Here is a 17,011-nt window from a genome sequence, read left to right on the forward strand (position 1 = left end):
ACGAATTGAATCAGCGACTCATCAGTCGATCAAGGAAGAGTTTTTCAACGGAATACGCCCAAAGTAATCGATGCTGCGGCATGTACATTTTGGCAGAAACGGCGGCAAAGCGGACGTTCTCTTCCGCTGTACATTCGGAGCGAAAATCTCCGGAAATCGGTGATCTATCTCATTGAACGCATCAACTGTGTTCACCGTGCTCCTTTTTTCGGCTCCTTAGCTTGTGCGTAACTCCATGTTGTGGAGGTTTTTGAACCTGCTCGGACTTCTGCCTATGTGAGTGTAGATACGGTTCCCTTTGCTTTTTGAAGGCTGGACCCCACGTTTTCGAAGGGCGCGCCGAAGCTTCCAGAAATCTTGAAAAATTGCCTGGAAAACCCTAGCGTCAAATAGCTCCCCATTAAAAACGAAAGCATGGATCGCTTGGAAGCCTTCGACGAAAACGCATTCACGCAGAACTTCGACCAGATTGAAGATCTGCGCGATGCTGTGCTTGGGGCTGGGCTTGATGCCCGACAGTATTCTCTTGGCCGAATAGGTGGAAAGTTGTCCTTCGCCGCAACCGAAAAAATGCAAATCAGTTCTGGCAGGATCATCGGGAAAGTATCGTTGCGCGGCTCTTTGTCCGAAACGGATTGGACGATTGGCGCATGCTTAAAGACGTCATACGGGTCGCGGCATTGGGGCGGTGAAATAGAAACCGGCACAGTCGGTGTTTTTCAACCAGGTGGAGACCATGATGCAATCTACGTCAAAGACTCGGAATACATTGGCGTAAACCTTTCGATGGATGCGCTGGAGAATGCGGCTCGTCTGCAGGATTTGACGCTCGATCCAGACGTTCTGACAACTGGGAAGTCCCTTTACTCTCTGAGCCCCAGTACTGTCAAAACCATTAGACAGGCGCTTAAACAATCAGAACTTGCGTTAAGAACGGGCCCCGCTCTTGTGGTTGCAGGAGAACTATTTGTGCGATGCTGGGTTAGCCATTTCGGACGCGCGCCAGAAGGCGTTGTCGGAACATGGAAACAATCCGGGCACCAGAGAATATTCAAGAGAGCACGGGATTACATTGAAGATCACATGCACGAGCCGATTTCAGTTGACGAACTGGCGTCCGCGGCGATGACATCGCGCCGCACATTGTTTCGAGCCTTCCTCGGGACTGCAGGCGTTAGCCCTTACGATTATGTGCAGCAAACGCGTCTAAATCGCGTCCGGCAAGACTTGTTGACAGACCCGGAGTCACCACAGTCGATTGCGTTGCTTGCACACCAATGGGGATTGGATCAACCAGGTCGGTTTTCGAAAATGTACCGAGACATGTACGACGAATTACCCTCAACGACCCGAGCCTATGCAATGGAACGGCTTAAGTCAGCTTGAAATCCAAATTTGGCACGATGTGAATAGACGTACAGCCTGGCTTGCCGCACGCTTTGTCTGGTTCACCAGTGCGGTCCAACACTTGGTTGGGATGTTATCAATTGGATTGGGCAACGTTTTTCGAAAGCGTGCTTTCGAAGCGTCGCTCAGTTTTCGGACAACTCAAAAGCGAGGCGAGAGAGTTGCAAAACAACCAATTAACGGTATGTCGAAACAATGCATGCCATTGGACCGACACAAAGGGGCGTCATGTTCTTCTCGTTTTGAACATGGCGGTGGTTTCACTATTCTTCATTGCCCCGAAGATGGTTTTTGCGCAGGCAAGTTCTGAGGAGCTCGCAAAGCAACTTTCCAATCCTGTCGCGGCGTTGATCAGCGTACCGTTTCAATTGAACTACGACACCAATATCGGTGCAGACGACAGTGGCTCTCGATGGACTTTGAATATCCAGCCTGTCATTCCCATTGACCTCACCGAAGACTGGAACCTGATATCTCGGACCATTGTACCAATCGTATCAACTGATGGGATCCCCTCAGGTGGCGACAGCGAAACCGGCCTCGGAGATACGGTTCAAAGCTTATTTTTCTCTCCAAAGCAACCGAGCGCAGGCGGCTGGATTTGGGGTGCGGGACCTGTATTTTTATTGCCTACGTCCAGCAATGATGTTTTGGGCTTAGGCGAATGGGGCGCCGGCGTTACTGGCGTCGCACTGAAACAACAAGGGCCATGGACCTTTGGCGGGTTGGCCAACCATATTTGGGATGTGGACGGCGACACCGACATCAGCCAAACATTTGTGCAACCCTTTGTTTCCTACACAACACCTGACGCGTGGACGTTCACGTTTACCACCGAGTCGACATATGATTGGGAGGGCGAGCAGTGGTCCATTCCTGTGATTGCGAACGTTAGCAAGGTGGTACAAGTGGGCTCGCAGACAGTCAGCATCGGGGGTGGTTTGCGATATTGGGCCGATGGGCCCGAAAGCGGACCGGAGGGTTTAGGCGCACGTATTCAGGTTACTCTGCTTTTTCCGAAATAATTGGAGCCCAAAACTAAGCCATCCAGCGGCTATGACGGCTAGTATCTAATTTCCGATCGACAACCTCGTAGGAGTAACAAATGAAAAGAATAATACTCACTTCAATTCTTGCGATTACGGCGCACTCTGCAACGGCCGATGGGATGCAGCCAAACGAAGAAAACTTTTCTTCGGCAATGGCGGACATTTACTTCAAGGAGGTCTTGGACCGCGGCGGGGACAACAGTTTTGTCCACATGCGTCAGGTCTCAAGTGTAGAGAACCAGAATATCATCCGGGAAAACCGGGATACGCTCTATTCGTGGGGACTTTTCGATGTCACGGATGGCTTGACGATCACCTTACCCGCCGCAGGTGATCTCTATATGTCGGCTCTCGTCATCGACAATGACACCTTCATCGTTCGCGAAGACGACTTTGACGAAACCGGCGACATCGGCACGTACCAAGCCTACGGTGACAGAGAACGCACAATCCGGATTTCTAAGGATCGAGCGGTTACAGATTTCGTATACATTCTTCTGCGAACCCAAACCGATCAAACTGCGGAAGGAGATGCCAAAGCGGGCAAGCTGCAGGATCAGGTCCGCGCTACAAACGGGGACAATCCGGCCACCTGGCAAATGCGTGATTGGGACATCGATGCTGTTCGCGAGATGCAGGCGACCTTCGTGCCCTATTTGGAAGAAATCGTCGCGCAAGGCACCGAAAAAGGCTACAACGAGCGCGGCAAAACAGAACCGTTCATCCACAATTTCTATTCAGCCATCGGCTGGGGCGGCCAATTGGAGCGCTATGCGACCTACGGCACGACGGCGGATATGACAGAGTTTGGCAACGATTGCGCCGTCGTGACAATCAATCAGCCGCCAGTTGACTACGACAGGTCCGGGTTCTGGTCCTATCAGGTGTATGGTCTGGATGGGTATATCGCCTCAAATAACAGCACTTTGAACAATCAAAACACGCAGCCCAATGATGACGCCACGATTACATTGCGATTTGGATCAGAGAACGCTTGCGGCACAAATGAAAACCGCGCCGACAAAAATGATGATGGGTTTTCGATAACGTCACGTTTCTACAACCGTACGGAGCCGATACCCGCGGATCTGCTGAACCTGAAGCTCGCGCGCCAGAATTGAAGGGAAGCGCGATCATGTCGAAGCTCAATGCGTTTTGTGCTGCATTTGTTTTTTCCGGGTCCGTCGGTTTTGCAGAGCCAGAATATTACCCGCCGCTTGATCCAACAGAAATCTACAGAGAAATGGATCTGCAAACTCTTATCCGCGCGTACAGCAGTATGCACCCGGAAGTCGGATTTCTGTCGGTTTACAACGCCTATCTGGAAGAAGGATCATCGCCCACACATGTCGGGATTATGGAAACATCGGTGGACAGCCGCCAACGTGTGCTGACCGCAAATTCGGAAACGATTTATGCGGTCCACCCGGTCAATTTGAAAGAACAAGGCGGCGCGGTTGTGCTTGAGGTGCCCAAGGGCATGCTTGGGATGGCCAATGCACCCGGATGGTGGAACATCACAGACATCGGCGCCTTCGGTCCGGACAAGGGCGAAGGTGGAAAATACCTGTTCACGGGGCCTGATTTCGAAGGAGATGTGCCCGAGGGCTATTTCCATTTTGTCTGTCCCGCCAACACCATGCTCTGGCTTTTGCGCGGGTTTGTCGAGAACGGTGACACCGCCGCGACCGTCCGCGATATGCAGGCCAGAATCCGGACATATGCGCTCGCAGATGCCAGCGACCCACCTGAAATGACATTCTACAATACATCGGCAAAGCTAGACGATCACTTCATGGACATGCTCTACGATGAAACGGACGTGTTTGCGATGATCCGGCAATACTTCGAACTGAACGGACCGTCTGCAAATCCAATGCACATGCAGGTTTACAGCGATCTGTATGATCTTGGATTTTTTGACGGATCCGTCGATGCGGATCTGTTGAGGGAAGCCGCCATCGCCGGCGACCGGAACATGCGCACATTGGGATACAACAACCGCGACAAAGACGCGGAAAAATGGCCCGGACAGAGCAATTGGCAGTGGGCGAACAACTTCGTCGACGAGAACTTCAATGGCCGAACCAGCGGCACTTATGCCAGTTCCCAGCATCGGCTTTGGTCATTTATTGCGACGTTCAATTCTGTCGCTATGACACGCCCACCCGCCGGTGCCGGATCTCAATATATCTTTGCGACCAAGGATGATGCTGGTCAGTGGCTTGATGGCGCACACCATTACACTCTAACTATCCCCGCAAACCCGCCAGCGAAGGATTTCTGGTCAATCACGGTTTACGATGCGCGGTACAGATCCATGGTTCAAAATGAGTCTTTTCAGTGGGGCGTCAATTCCTACGCCGACGACTTGGAATTGCAGGAAGATGGAACCGCTGTCTTGCACTTCTCGCCGGACAAGCCCGAAAGCATTGCAGAACGAAACTGGATCGAAACCAATGCGAATGAAGGATTCATGGTCTGGTTCCGCTCCTATGGTCCTAAGGACAGTTGGTATGACAACAGTTGGGTGCTTCCGAACATAAAGCGAGCCGAGTAAAGTGACTGGCAATTCCGCGTATTGTGAGAGCGATGTGCTATTTTGCAGCTCGGCAGGGCAAACTTCTTGCACGTGAAGCAAATGACCGGTTTGACCGGACCCACCGTAGCCTTCCAATCCGCTCGCGTATGGCAGCTACGGGCCGCAAAGCAGAACTAAGGGTTACATTGGCGGTCGGCGGCTTTGTCCGCAATGCAGTCGTTCAATGAATTTGGCTGAGCGACCGCATCGAGCCCAAAGTGACCGAAGTGGCGTTCGGTACAAATGTCAGCACTGCGCAGAAAGCGGACTTTGCAAGGTCTTGGGTACAGATCGTAATAGAAGTCTCTTTTCTCAGAACTCTGGGCCTAAGCATCGCTGGCTGGGGATTAGTAGCGCGAACGACGGATTCAGTTTCAAGGTTCAAATCCATCTCAGCGGATCGCCCAGAGACTGTTGATCTTCCCAAAGTTCAGAGCGGAGCGACCAGATAGAATGATGCGGCGTGACGCCAATTATTTCCTACCGACCCGGAGCGGGCAGGGATTGGCTCAAGGCAGTTCCAGGAAGGGTCAAGATAGACGCAGAAAACAAATGGCTGAACAGAGTTCTGGACTGTGAAATAGATGATCTTCGCCGAGGTTGGGTGTGGGTGAACTAGTAGTTGAAACGCAAACCTAAGCCGACACCTTTGTCGTAGGGGCGGTCGGAACCTATACCGATGAGGAAATCAGCATAAATTGCGATGCCAGGACTGAGGTTCTTGCCAATCTGGAACTCAGCGGTCGCTGGCCAAGCATCGTTCTCCCAGTCATATGGCGCTTTGATATCAGCCTTGGCCCAGTACCCATCGCCAAACGGTTGTAGCGCAATCAACCGCATCGCGGTTTGGTTTATGTCCGTCGGGCCATTGTATGAAGCAAAATGCTGGAGCAATGGGATCAGCGTCAGCCTTGATTTTGTGTTTGCAAAGGCGAACCCGCCAAAAGGCGCAATTTGATCGGACCCGGTTCCGATCCCTTTTTCCGGGTCGCCAAAGTCCAGTATCCACTCCAGACCAATGGCCGACTTGATGGCCCACGTTTCGTTGAGCGGTCTCTGAGACGGGAAATAGATCGCTTTGAGGCTCAATTTCTCAAAGTCAGTGAACCGAGTTCCAGTCACATCCGTTGAGTTGTAGTGCAACTCATATTTCAGTTTCAGATCAGGCCGCAGCATGTATGCGCCATCTATAAAGGCGTCCTGCTTGTCAGCACCGTTGCCCAAATCAAAATACTGATACCGGATGTCCGTGTTATTAACTGCGGCCAAAGGGTTTGAAGCGTTTTCATCGGCGATTGCTGGGGCCGCAACGATGCCAGTCGCCAATGCAAGGACAAGCGCTCGGATTTTCATATTGTTTCCAGAATTTTTGTTGTGGATGCCAAGCCCCACATCAAGCATATCATTATCTGATGCGGGGCTTGCATTACTCTTATCAGCTTCACCTTTTAGTCGGGCTGAATGTCCCGCTTGGCGACAAAGGCATCCACCGCTGCGACGGTTTCAGGACGAAGGTTCACGATACCTTCATAGGGACGTCCAGTCGCGGCCGGTTGATCGGGGTACATTTCCTTGAATTTCAGGTGGCGGGCAATAATGCGGTTAAACTCATGTCCAGCCCATGCTCCGATCTCGGTCGATACGCTCTGTTCTTCGCGGGGGTCGCGGAACAGGTTGTAGAACTTGGCCACGATAGCATTTTCACCTTTGGCCGGAACTTTGAGTTTGATGTGTTCCTTTACCACCTCTTTCAGCGAATTGATCGAGTAGATCAGTACATGATCCCTGCGCCCATGCGTATCGCCAATAAACATAAGGGACGTCTGATCGACACCGTCAATGATCCGGTCGCGGGGGATGGCATCCATCGCTCCGCCGATACGCGCGATTGACGTGAACAAATCAGAGATATGAATAATGTCAGATACAATCGAGTCTCCCTCGATCAAGCCGGGCAGGCGGGCGAACGCGTCCACCCGAACGCCTCCTTCAGACGTATCGGCCTTGCCGCCGCGGAAGACCAGCGGCGAAAACCCACTGCCGGGGGCATATTTGGTGAAGTGACCGTTGTCGCCCATCAAAACGATCAGGGTATTGTCCCTAAGCCCCAGCGCATCGACTTCGTTCAGAATGACCCCGATCCATTCATCCAGCTCTTCCATGCTTTCAACGAATGTACCGCCGTTGGGTGTCGTGAACGCCTCTCTCGTCGTGCGCGTTGTCGACAGAGGGACAAGCGGCCAGTATTGCAGGAAGAACGGTTCATCCCGTTCTGCTAGCAGGCGCAACTGTTCCATCGCCTGTGCCTGATAGCGGATGTTCATTTCATTGTATTTGTCCTGGGTCCATTTCTCACCCGGTTCCATATGGACTTCGCGGACCTCCCCGCCAATAACAGCTTCAAGGCCGGTAATCATGTGTCCCGGATCAGGGCGAAACCAATCATCCAGCGTGTATTTGGAGTTGTAGTTGTCTTCCCCAATGGCCATGGTGATTTCTTCCTTGGCTGCATCTTCGTTGAAGATGGCCAACTGGCCCTGCTGATGGATGGGGAACGCGGCGTAGTCAAAGCCCTGATAAGTAGGCCAAGATTCCTGAATGTCGCCCATGTGCCATTTGCCAACATGCGAGGTGTTGTAGCCTACGGATTTCAGAACTTCGGCAATTGTGACTTCCTCATCGGCAAGGCCAAAACCTGAAATATCGACGGCCGTATCGCCCATCCCATTGCGATACGGCTGGCGACCCGTCATGAAGGCGACCCGCGACGGTGTACAGGACGGCTCGGTGTACATCCGCGCAAACCGCATGCTTTCCTCTGCGAGCGCGTTGATATTGGGCGTCGAATACCCGCGTATCGCGTTCATCTCGGGCATACCCATGTCGCCAAAACCCATATCGTCAATAAGGATGTAGAAGATGTTTGGAGGGTTCCCTCCGTTTTTCTCACGAAAACCGGCCAGCAGTTGGTCAACCTGTGCGTCGTTCTCGACCCAAACGGCTTCGTTTTGCTGCTTCAGCACATAGTATTCCGCATCATGCACGATATTGCTGTCCTGAGCTGCCGCCGTGATAGCGGAGCCGGCAAAGACCAGCGCGGAGAGGAACAGTTTTGATTTCATGAGATACCCCTGTTTCATGATTTACTTGTTTTCAGACCTTCAAGGATCAGATGATGGCAAAAAGTTGAAAGGGAGAGTTCGCTGTCTTCAGCCTGTGAGCGCAACAACTCTTTTTCGCTTTTGGTTAGCAGCGTTACGACGCGTTCGGTGCGCGCAGTATCGTCAGGCAACGATGGGCGTCCGAACCTCTTCCCTCTCGATTTGTCTGCTTTGTCTTGCAATTGTCCAAGCCTACATATTCGAATAACATTTCATGAAAACTACCTGCGGGGCGGAATGGACGACATCAAAAAACGATCAGCCCCCCAAAAAACCTGCGCCCCAAACACACTTTTTTTGCAGGACCCTTCGCAATTCCGCGAGCTGTCCCAATGGGACGTCGAGCTACGCCAAATTGAAGAGGGAACTATGAACTCTTCGGTATCCGTTTGGGCAGGTCTTGACCTTCAAATGATTGACTTGTCGTTTGATAAGGCTGTGTACCAAACCGGTGTTTCTCGCCCTGACATTCTAGCGTTTGGCTTACCAGACAAAGGGAGTGTACGGACTTGGCTTAACGGCTCACCCTCAGACACCGCTCTGATGAATTTTGGTAGCGGAGACCCTTTTGAAGGCGTGAGCAATTCAACGCTCACAGGCCTGACCTTTGGCATCGACATCCGAAGGGCTCAACGGATCGCCGACGATTGCGGTCTTGATATCAGCACCGTGCGAAATGATGCTTTAAGATCTTTCGTTAGCGACGCTGGCAAGCTTCATTCCTTAGTCAAAAACAAAGCGCGCTTTCTAATTGGATCAGCGGCCGGACCAAGCTCTGATAGTGAAGAAAGTGATATGATCTTTGAGCTTCTGGAAATGCTGGTGGTAGGCGAAAAATGGAGTGATCGGCGAAACAGTAAAAATAGAACCCGTTTAGCACAACAAGCCGTTGAGTTCATGCGGGCCCATTTGATGGATAACGTTTCAATCGGTGAAGTATGTGCAGATATTCAGGTATCCGCATGCACTCTTCGTCGCGCGTTTCAGGAAACATATGGGGTGAGCCCCAAGCAGTTTTATCTAAGAGCCCGTCTCGGTGCTGTGCGCCATGAACTGGTATCCTGCTCGCCAGAGGAGAGTATATCGGACATCGCAAACGCTTACGGATTTTGGCACATGGGTCAGTTCGCGCGAGACTACAGAGCACTCTTTGCACAACTGCCGACACAAACGTTGTCAGGCAAAATGAACTGAAACAGAGCTTGGCAAAAGTCTTTGGCGCAAAGTTTGTGTTAAGCAATTGTAGTTGCGGAGCCACTGTCAGAGTTCAGTGGCTAGCGACGCTGAGACCTTGGCAGTACGCGGCCTAACTTGTCCGCAACACGAGAATTGCAAAGTCGGATTTTGAAGGTCCGCTTCGGGCTGACTGCTGTCCTTTGGAGTAAAGATGCGGATGGCTGCAAAGTCCGCATTGCAGTCGTTCGACTTAATTGCAGCGAAGGTCTGCTTCGAGCCCAATGTTGTCGTTAATTAGAATTGTGCGCGAAGCTCCGCAGCGAAAGACTGTTAAGAGCCCGAAGTGGACATGCGCTGGTTAGTAAGCTGTGTGGTATTGCTCGTCTATGAAACGTCGCATAATCGCAGTTCTTGCCGCCGATATAGGCAACCCTTTTGTTATTGTTGGGTCGGGGTCGACCGGCTCGCGGCGAGTGTTGGGCAGCCTTATCATGGTTGTTTAGCGGTAATGACGTTGGGACAGGTTTGGCGATCAACCCACTGCTTCAATGTCTACACCAGTTTCGCCGGCCAGCAATCGACCAAGGTGAAACAAGATCAAGGGGTCGTCTTCGCACTCGACCAAAAGCGCCGCAAAGGATTGGCGCGCTTTGGGGTCACTCGCCTCTAGCAGCTCATACGCCGCCTTGTAATCTCTCACTTGATCGCTGTCGACAAGCGCCTCTGACAAGGGTTCATAGCAGGTCACCGCTTGCGTTTTGCCTTTCAACAAGAGTCTTCCAATTGGGCGGCCAGAGAAGTTGTCGATCCCCTTGGCAACACTTTCCGAAGTGCAGATGCGCGTCCCTATCGTCTTGTTAGCCTGTTCCAGCCTTGCCGCAGTGTTCACAGCATCGCCATACGCTGTATAGTCGAAATAGCTCTTGCCGCCGAAATTGCCAATGATCGCACCGCCGCTGTTCACACCTATGCGCGTGTCTCCCAACGCGATGCCGCGATCCAGTAGTTTCTTCTGAAAACCTTGGGCAAATTCGTCGAGCGCCAAGGCGCAGGCCACCGCGTGCGCGGCATGTTCCGGGTCGTCAACTGGCGCACCGAATATTACTTGGATGGCGTCGCCTATGATTTTCATGACTGTTCCGCCGTGCGAAAAGATTGTTCGGGTCATGCCATCTAGGTATTCGTTGAGAATTTCGACGATCAGGTCGGAATCCGAGCTTTCTACCAGCTGAGTGAAATCGGCCAGATCAGTAAATAGAAAGGTTGCTACGCGGCGCTCGCCCTTGGCCTCTATTGCCTCTGGATCACGCGACAACGTCTCAACCACCGTAGGAGAGAAATACCGTGACAGCGTCAATCTCGCTTGCTCGGCATTATCACGGGCCGTGCGCAATTGGCGGAGCAACTCAAGGTGTTCCAGCGTCTTGGCAATGGTCCGGTCGAGATCTTCGAACTCGATCGGTTTGGTCACGAAATCGAAAGCCCCGCGGTTCATAGCCGCGCGGATATTGTTCATGTCGCCGTAGGCCGAAACCATAACAGTTTGCAGATCAGTTTCCATCTCGCTCAACCGCTCAAGCAAAGTGAGGCCATCCATCCTGGGCATGTTTATGTCGGAAAGGACGATATCTATTTTAGGGTTCTCTTTGAGAACTTCGAGGGCGTGTTTGCCGTCATGAGCAAACAATAGATCGAGTTCCCCTTTGCGTACGCGACGCCGAAACTTTTGCGAAATCAACGCTTCAAGGTCGGGCTCGTCATCGACAACAAGAATGCGTGGCGGCGTCACGTCGCATCTCCGACAAATCGTGAGAGCCGCTCTTTCAGTTCAACAAAATCGACGGGCTTGGTCAGGAACTGTTCCGCTCCCAGTTCCCGGACTTTCGCCTCGGTCGCTGCATCACCATAGGCGGTGATCATCATAACCGGTAATTCAGGCCAGCGAGCGCGCAGTTCCTGCAAAAGCTCGATTCCTGACATGCCGGGCATGTTGATGTCCGAAAGCACCAACATTACTTCTTCTTTCGAATGACTTATTGCGTCCAAGGCGGACTCGCCAGACCCGGCAAACCCAAAACTGTAGACTCCTCTTCGTATCTCCCGCCGAAAATTTTGTCGAATCAGGTCCTGTGCGTCGGGTTCGTCATCTACCATCAGAATTTGTCCTGTCATGCTAGGTCCCCCTGAGAATGGACCGGGACCGAAACGACAAAAATTGTGTGATCCCCTGGCTTACTGTCCACAGTCAAAGTTCCACCATGCTGCTTGACGATGGTATCATAGCTCAACGAAAGGCCGAGCCCTGTGCCTTCACCCGCGGGTTTTGTGGTGTAAAACGGTAGAAAAATTTTCTCCCTCATTTCTTCTGGAATGCCCGTACCATTATCGCGAATAGTGACGTTGACGCGGTCACCATTGGCTCGCGTCGATAGCCAGATCGTCGGTGAAAAGTCATCTTCTTCCGCGTCTTTACGTTTGTTGGCCGCATACATGCCGTTGCTGATGAGATTAAGAAAAACACGCATCAAATCCTGCGGAAAGCAATCGATTTGGCCAACGTCGGGATCAATGTCGGCTCGTATTTCGACATTGAAACTGGAATCCTCCGCCCGAGCACCGTGATAGGCAAGGTTCAGCGCTTCTTCTGCGATCGGGTTTAGTGCAACACGTTGCAACTCGCTTGGCCCCTCACGGGAATGCAGAAGCATGTTTTTAACGATGCTGTCAGCACGTTGACCGTGTTGGTTTATCTTGCCTAAGTTGCCGCGTACTGTCTGCCATAGGTCCTTAGCTTCCTCGCGATCCTCTTCCTCCAGAGCCGCGATCGGGTGTTCTAATATCTCGTGTAATTCTTCCAACAACTCACCAGACAATTTGGCAAAGTTATTGACGAAATTCAGCGGGTTCTTGATCTCGTGGGCAATGCCGGCAGTAAGTTGGCCTAGGCTGGCCATCTTCTCGGACTGGATGAGCCGTTCTTGGGCTTGCCGCAGATCGTTGAGGGCTTGTTCAGCCGCATCACGCGCGTTGGAAATCTCCGCCTCACGCCGTTTTAGTTCGGTGATATCGAAATAGGTCAGCATGCGACCGCCATCCGGCAGGTCCACGCATTGGAAACTCAAAGTCATGCCATCAGCCCGACACAACTCGCCCGGTGGCATGTTTCCTGCCCGTATTGCCTCGACCCGCATGGACAGCCAGTCATCCCAGTCCTTCGGCGCGACATCATAGACTCCTGTGCCCTTGTTGTACTCTATCAGCTCCTGCATAGTTGGTCGCTGGTCGATGAATTTCTGATCGATGTTCCAAATTCGTGCAAATGCCCGATTTATTATACGCGCACGTAAATCCGGTCCCATGAACAGAATTCCATAGTCGACGTGATCGATGACCGCGTTAAATTCTGCCAGTGCCGCTTTCAGTGCTTCGTCAGCGAGTTTGCGGTCCGTAATGTCAGTGTAAGTTGCAACTAGGCCGCCACCTTGGATAGGGTTGCCGATAATCTCAATCACCGTACCATCAGGACGAATACGCTCAAATTTGTGCGGTAAGAATTTTGCGGCCAGTTCCACCCGCTCGCGCACTTGGGTATCAATGTCGCCCGGCCCATATTCCCCTCGTTCAGCATTGAACCGAAATGCCTCTTCCATTGTGAATCCGGGGCGAAAGCGTTCGCGAGGAAACTCCATGAGGTCGAGGAATTTCGAATTCAACGCAATTGTGCGCAGCTCTTTATCCACCAGCGTAATCCCCTGGCCCATGTTCTCCATTGTTAACTCGAGGATCGCTGATTGTTGTTCGATCTCCAGCTGTTTGGTCTTCAGTTCGGTAATGTCGGTATAGATCGAGACGATGCCACCATCCGAAGTGCGATGATCCGTAATCTGCAGCCAGTACCCGGCGACTAGCTGTTCGCGTGGTTCGCCCGAGGCTTTCTTGCGTTTTTCGGCAATTCTCTCAAGATACCCTTCTACTTCTCCTTCGGAAAGTGGAAATAGGCCGCGCTTGATGCCGGCACCGATGATCTCTTCGAATTTCACGCCGGGTACGACCTTGTCGGCGAGTTCGCTCATGTAGGTGCGGTAGCGCTCATTACATACAACTAGCCGATCCTCGGCATCCCACAATGCAAAACCAGACGATATCGCTTCAATTGCGTCCTCAAACCGCTGCCGTGCGGCCTGCGCATCTGCCTCCCTGCGTTTGAACTCGGTTATGTCGTTGTAAACCATGATGCGGCCACCATCAGGCAGGCGACGTTCGTTGAGCATGATCCACACACCGTTGCCCAACTCTAGTTCCCAGTTCGCCTTTGGCTTCTCCCAAGCGACGCGGCGGGCAGCGATCCAACCGTCAACGCCGTCTGGATGTTCGGTAAACATCCCAAGCTCATAGCCGTTGCGGATCATGTCGAAGAATTCGCGGCCCTCATAAATTAGGTTGCTCAAATCGGCGCCGCCAGCGGCGTCGCTGAAGATCTGGACGTAGCGGTCGTTGAATAACTCGACGCGATTTTCAGGTCCCACCAAAAGCAAACCATCGGCGATCGTTTCAATTGCTCCGAGTAGCCGACCTTCAATTCGGGCAATTCGTTCCCGTGCATCCCGGATTTCAGTTATGTCGCGCACGGCACCGACAAGCCGAACGACCCGGCCTTCGGCGTTTCGCACACCAACGCCTCGGTCGTGAACCCAACGGTAACCGCCATCACGCGCCCTCTGCCGGTAGTCACATTCAACGGCATCAGTCCCGCCCTTGAAATGGTTAACGATTGCCTTGACATAAGCGTCGTAATCATCCGGATGGATCTGCTCGGCCCATCGTGTCGAAGATGAATTGGCCTCGTCCAAACTGAGTAGATCGTTCAGGTCAGCAGAGACAAACAGAACATCGTTGGTCACGTCCCAATCATAAATTCCATCGCTGGTAGCTTGAGTGACCAACTGGTATCTTTCCTCACTTGCGGCAAGGGCTGCATCCCGTTCAATCTTGGGTGTAATGTCCCGAATTGCGGCCACCATACGCGTCGCGTAGCCGTTAGTATCGCGAATCGAGGTGCCGTGATCCGATACCCAGCGCCACTTTCCGCTGGCTACTTTGAGTCGGTACTCACATTCCCATCGTTTCTTCTTGCCGGATATATGCGCCTCCAACGCTGACAAGTAAGAGGGCAAATCGTCGGGATGAATAATGTCTTGCCATACCCACGTTCTCTCTCCCCTAGGACCGGTCTCAAGCCCTAGGAAAGTCTCAAGTCGTGGGGACGCATAAAACTGGTCGTCGGTAATGTGCCAATCGTAGATTGCCTCTTCCGCAGCGTCTGAAACAAGCGCGTAGCGCTCCTCACTTTCTCGCAATGCTCTTTCTGCTTTTCGTTCGGCGGTGCGGTCCTGGTAGGTGACCATCGTTCCTCCAGAGGCCGTTCTGCGATAGCTGATCGCTAGAATCTGCCCGTCTGCCATCTCATGCTCGAGCGCGCGCTCACCAGAGGCACCAATCTCATTCATTCGATCGGCCACTAGCCGATTAGTTTTGCCCGCGCCAAAATCTCCGCGTTCGGCGTTGAAATGCAGCAAATCTTCTAGACTAACACCACGGCGGCAGAGCTCTTGTGGGTAGCGTCGCATCTCGCGAAATGCGGGGTTGCAGTAAACCAGTCGGAGTGCGTCATCGAATATGCCGACACCAACATCCAGAAGCGCTATACCTTCTTCGTACCTGTCTGCTTGGCTTTTCTGGTCAGCGCCATTCATATCGCGTTCCCCCCCTGGAGAAGAATGACTGAGTCAAAGAGTGGAGTCAAAAAATCAACCGTAGAAGCTTGGTTTTAGAGAACACGAGCTATTGTAGAAAGTTCCTGCAATTCAAAGGGTAACGTAGCTTGCCGCTCCAGAGCTTGCCAAGCCGACCAACCCGTTCCACCAGCCTTTAGGTCACGTGCGTTAGATACGACATCCCCGTAAAGTCCGCTTTGTCCGCTACACAGACGCTCGCCTAGATCTGCACAACGACCGCTTCGAATGCACGATGGCCGCAAAGCGCATGTTTGTGTGCTAAGTCTTCACGCAAGATCATAAACACCCCTGATAACAATGCACACTATGCGAGCTCTCTAATCTGACGTAACCTGCCGAGATGCCAAAGCCTAAGATCAGAAAGCTTGCGGCCATCGTTTCGGTCGATGTCGTTGGTTACTCGCGTCTCATGCAAATTGATGAAGAGGGAACCCTAGCACGGCTTGGAGTGTGCTTCGACGGTATCGTTTCGCGCCGGGTCGCAGCACATGACGGGCGTGTTGTTAAAACAATGGGAGACGGCCTGTTGATTGAGTTTCCAACGGCAGTAGATGCGGTTGCCTGCTCGTTGGAAGTCCAAAAAGTCATCGCGGAACGGGAAGCCGACATAGCCGACGACCTGAAAATAACTCTTCGTACCGGCGTAAACATTGGCGACATTGTTGTCATTGGCGATGACATTTTTGGGGACGGCGTAAATCAGGCGTCACGCCTTCAAGAAATTGCCAAACCAGGTGAGCTTTGTATCTCGGGCAGCGTGTTTGATCAGGTCAAAGACAAAATTGAGCATGCCTTTGTAGATCTCGGTCATCGAAAACTAAAAAACATTGTGCAGCCTGTCCGAGCTTATCGTTCGACTTTGACGGCTGCAGGAGAAGAGACCAAGCCGATTGGCTGGCCGTTCCTCACGGCAGCTAAACGAGAACCAGTCACTGCAGGCGGATGTCTGTGCGGAGCAATTCGCTACCAGGTTTGGTCTCTGCCAGTCGCTGTTGGGTTTTGCCATTGCAGACACTGTCAACTGGCTCTTGGTTCGCCATTGAATGCATGGGCGATTTTCGAGAAGCCAAATGTGACGTTCGAAGGCGAAGAACCGGGCTTGTACGCTTCTTCAAAGCTCTCTGAGCGCGCATTTTGCAGGAATTGCGGGACTAGCATTTATACCGACATCAAAGACATCGGATACTATTCGATCCGTGTGGGGACGCTCGACAATCCAGCTGATTTTCCGCCTGAGCTTCACTATGGCGTCGAAAGTCAAATACCTTGGGTCGACATACATGACGACTTACCCAGAATTAGAACAGAAGAAGATCCGCGGATGTCATCCCGTTGGGTTGCTGTGGGTGAACCAAGCTCCGGACCAACTCCACCTTTTTCAGAGGATCGCGTTGCTAACAGGCTAGAAGGAAAGAAGATTGATCCCGCAAAGGACAGTGAATAACGGCAGGTTTGTCCGCAGAGCGTTCATTCAAACGGAACGCAGTGAGCGACTGCTCTGAGCTGAGAGCAGGCACTAAACAGTTAATCGCTAATGGCGCAAACCCTAGACAACAACACATTTTGTCGCCGCTTTTTGGCTTCCGTCAAATCGTAGGTTGTTCTGGTGCGTCACCCAAAGCCAGCAGCAATAGAATTGCCAACAATGGCGATCCGACCAGACCAATCAAAAACCATATCAAACCGGATCGGTTGCGTTGTCCTGCCATTGTGATCGGAAGGATATAAAGCCAGATCACAAAAACGCCTAAGACGATGAGAAATAACAAACTAACTAACCCGTCCATCGCACATTAGCCTTTCGTTCGATTGCGTTATGTATGGTCTGCCCAACGGCCGTTG

Annotated in this window: 12 protein-coding genes; 6 read left to right on the forward strand and 6 right to left on the reverse strand. The window is 52.2% G+C overall.

Translation table 11 applies throughout. The annotated features are described in order from the left end of the window. Positions 1–414 precede the first annotated feature (414 nt). The 4 genes from GOX45_RS10725 (at position 415) to GOX45_RS10740 (ending at position 5,016) form a co-directional block, all read left to right on the forward strand. On the forward strand, positions 415–1,386 hold the full coding sequence (locus GOX45_RS10725; RefSeq protein ID WP_171100728.1) for a helix-turn-helix domain-containing protein: 972 nt from the start codon (positions 415–417) through the stop codon (positions 1,384–1,386). 101 nt (positions 1,387–1,487) lie between these two features. Continuing rightward, entirely contained in the window at positions 1,488–2,432 is a 945-nt protein-coding gene (locus GOX45_RS22100; protein ID WP_254446000.1) for a transporter, read from the forward strand. Positions 2,433–2,512: 80 nt separating this feature from the next. Then, positions 2,513–3,577, forward strand: a complete 1,065-nt coding sequence (locus GOX45_RS10735) for a DUF1254 domain-containing protein (protein WP_217350378.1) — start codon at positions 2,513–2,515, stop codon at positions 3,575–3,577. A gap of 122 nt (positions 3,578–3,699) precedes the next feature. Next, complete coding sequence (locus GOX45_RS10740) at positions 3,700–5,016, forward strand: DUF1214 domain-containing protein (protein ID WP_171100731.1); 1,317 nt, start codon at positions 3,700–3,702, stop codon at positions 5,014–5,016. Between the two features lie 636 nt (positions 5,017–5,652). On the opposite strand, the gene GOX45_RS10745 is transcribed toward GOX45_RS10740, so the two are convergent. The 3 genes from GOX45_RS10745 to GOX45_RS10755 are packed head-to-tail and all read right to left on the reverse strand — an operon-like array spanning position 5,653 to position 8,329. After that, positions 5,653–6,438: a hypothetical protein gene (locus tag GOX45_RS10745; RefSeq protein WP_171100734.1), complete on the reverse strand. Its 786-nt coding sequence runs from the start codon at positions 6,436–6,438 to the stop codon at positions 5,653–5,655. Between the two features lie 47 nt (positions 6,439–6,485). Continuing rightward, positions 6,486–8,159: a sulfatase-like hydrolase/transferase gene (locus GOX45_RS10750; RefSeq protein ID WP_171100736.1), complete on the reverse strand. Its 1,674-nt coding sequence runs from the start codon at positions 8,157–8,159 to the stop codon at positions 6,486–6,488. A 14-nt stretch (positions 8,160–8,173) separates the two neighbouring features. Then, on the reverse strand, positions 8,174–8,329 hold the full coding sequence (locus GOX45_RS10755; RefSeq protein ID WP_170380012.1) for a hypothetical protein: 156 nt from the start codon (positions 8,327–8,329) through the stop codon (positions 8,174–8,176). A gap of 106 nt (positions 8,330–8,435) precedes the next feature. On the opposite strand from GOX45_RS10755, the gene GOX45_RS10760 reads away from it, so the two are divergent. Further along, the gene (locus tag GOX45_RS10760) at positions 8,436–9,392 is read left to right on the forward strand and encodes a helix-turn-helix domain-containing protein (protein WP_171100738.1); all 957 of its coding nucleotides are present in this window, start codon (positions 8,436–8,438) and stop codon (positions 9,390–9,392) included. Between the two features lie 514 nt (positions 9,393–9,906). On the opposite strand, the gene GOX45_RS10765 is transcribed toward GOX45_RS10760, so the two are convergent. The 3 genes from GOX45_RS10765 to GOX45_RS10775 are packed head-to-tail and all read right to left on the reverse strand — an operon-like array spanning position 9,907 to position 15,127. Then, positions 9,907–11,163 carry a response regulator gene (locus GOX45_RS10765; RefSeq protein ID WP_171100740.1) on the reverse strand — a complete coding sequence of 419 codons (1,257 nt, stop codon included), beginning with the start codon at positions 11,161–11,163 and terminating at the stop codon, positions 9,907–9,909. Then, on the reverse strand, positions 11,160–11,546 hold the full coding sequence (locus GOX45_RS10770; RefSeq protein ID WP_171100742.1) for a response regulator: 387 nt from the start codon (positions 11,544–11,546) through the stop codon (positions 11,160–11,162). The genes GOX45_RS10765 and GOX45_RS10770 overlap by 4 nt, the downstream gene beginning before the upstream one ends. Continuing rightward, complete coding sequence (locus tag GOX45_RS10775) at positions 11,543–15,127, reverse strand: PAS-domain containing protein (RefSeq protein ID WP_171100744.1); 3,585 nt, start codon at positions 15,125–15,127, stop codon at positions 11,543–11,545. Before GOX45_RS10775 ends, GOX45_RS10770 begins: the two co-directional genes overlap by 4 nt. A 382-nt stretch (positions 15,128–15,509) precedes the next feature. Here GOX45_RS10775 and GOX45_RS10780 point away from each other — a divergent pair, with 382 nt between their 5' ends. Further along, positions 15,510–16,613, forward strand: a complete 1,104-nt coding sequence (locus tag GOX45_RS10780; RefSeq protein WP_171100746.1) for a GFA family protein — start codon at positions 15,510–15,512, stop codon at positions 16,611–16,613. The last annotated feature ends 398 nt before the right edge of the window (positions 16,614–17,011 follow it).

Source organism: Ruegeria sp. HKCCD7255, assembly GCF_013031565.1.
GTDB lineage: Bacteria > Pseudomonadota > Alphaproteobacteria > Rhodobacterales > Rhodobacteraceae > Ruegeria.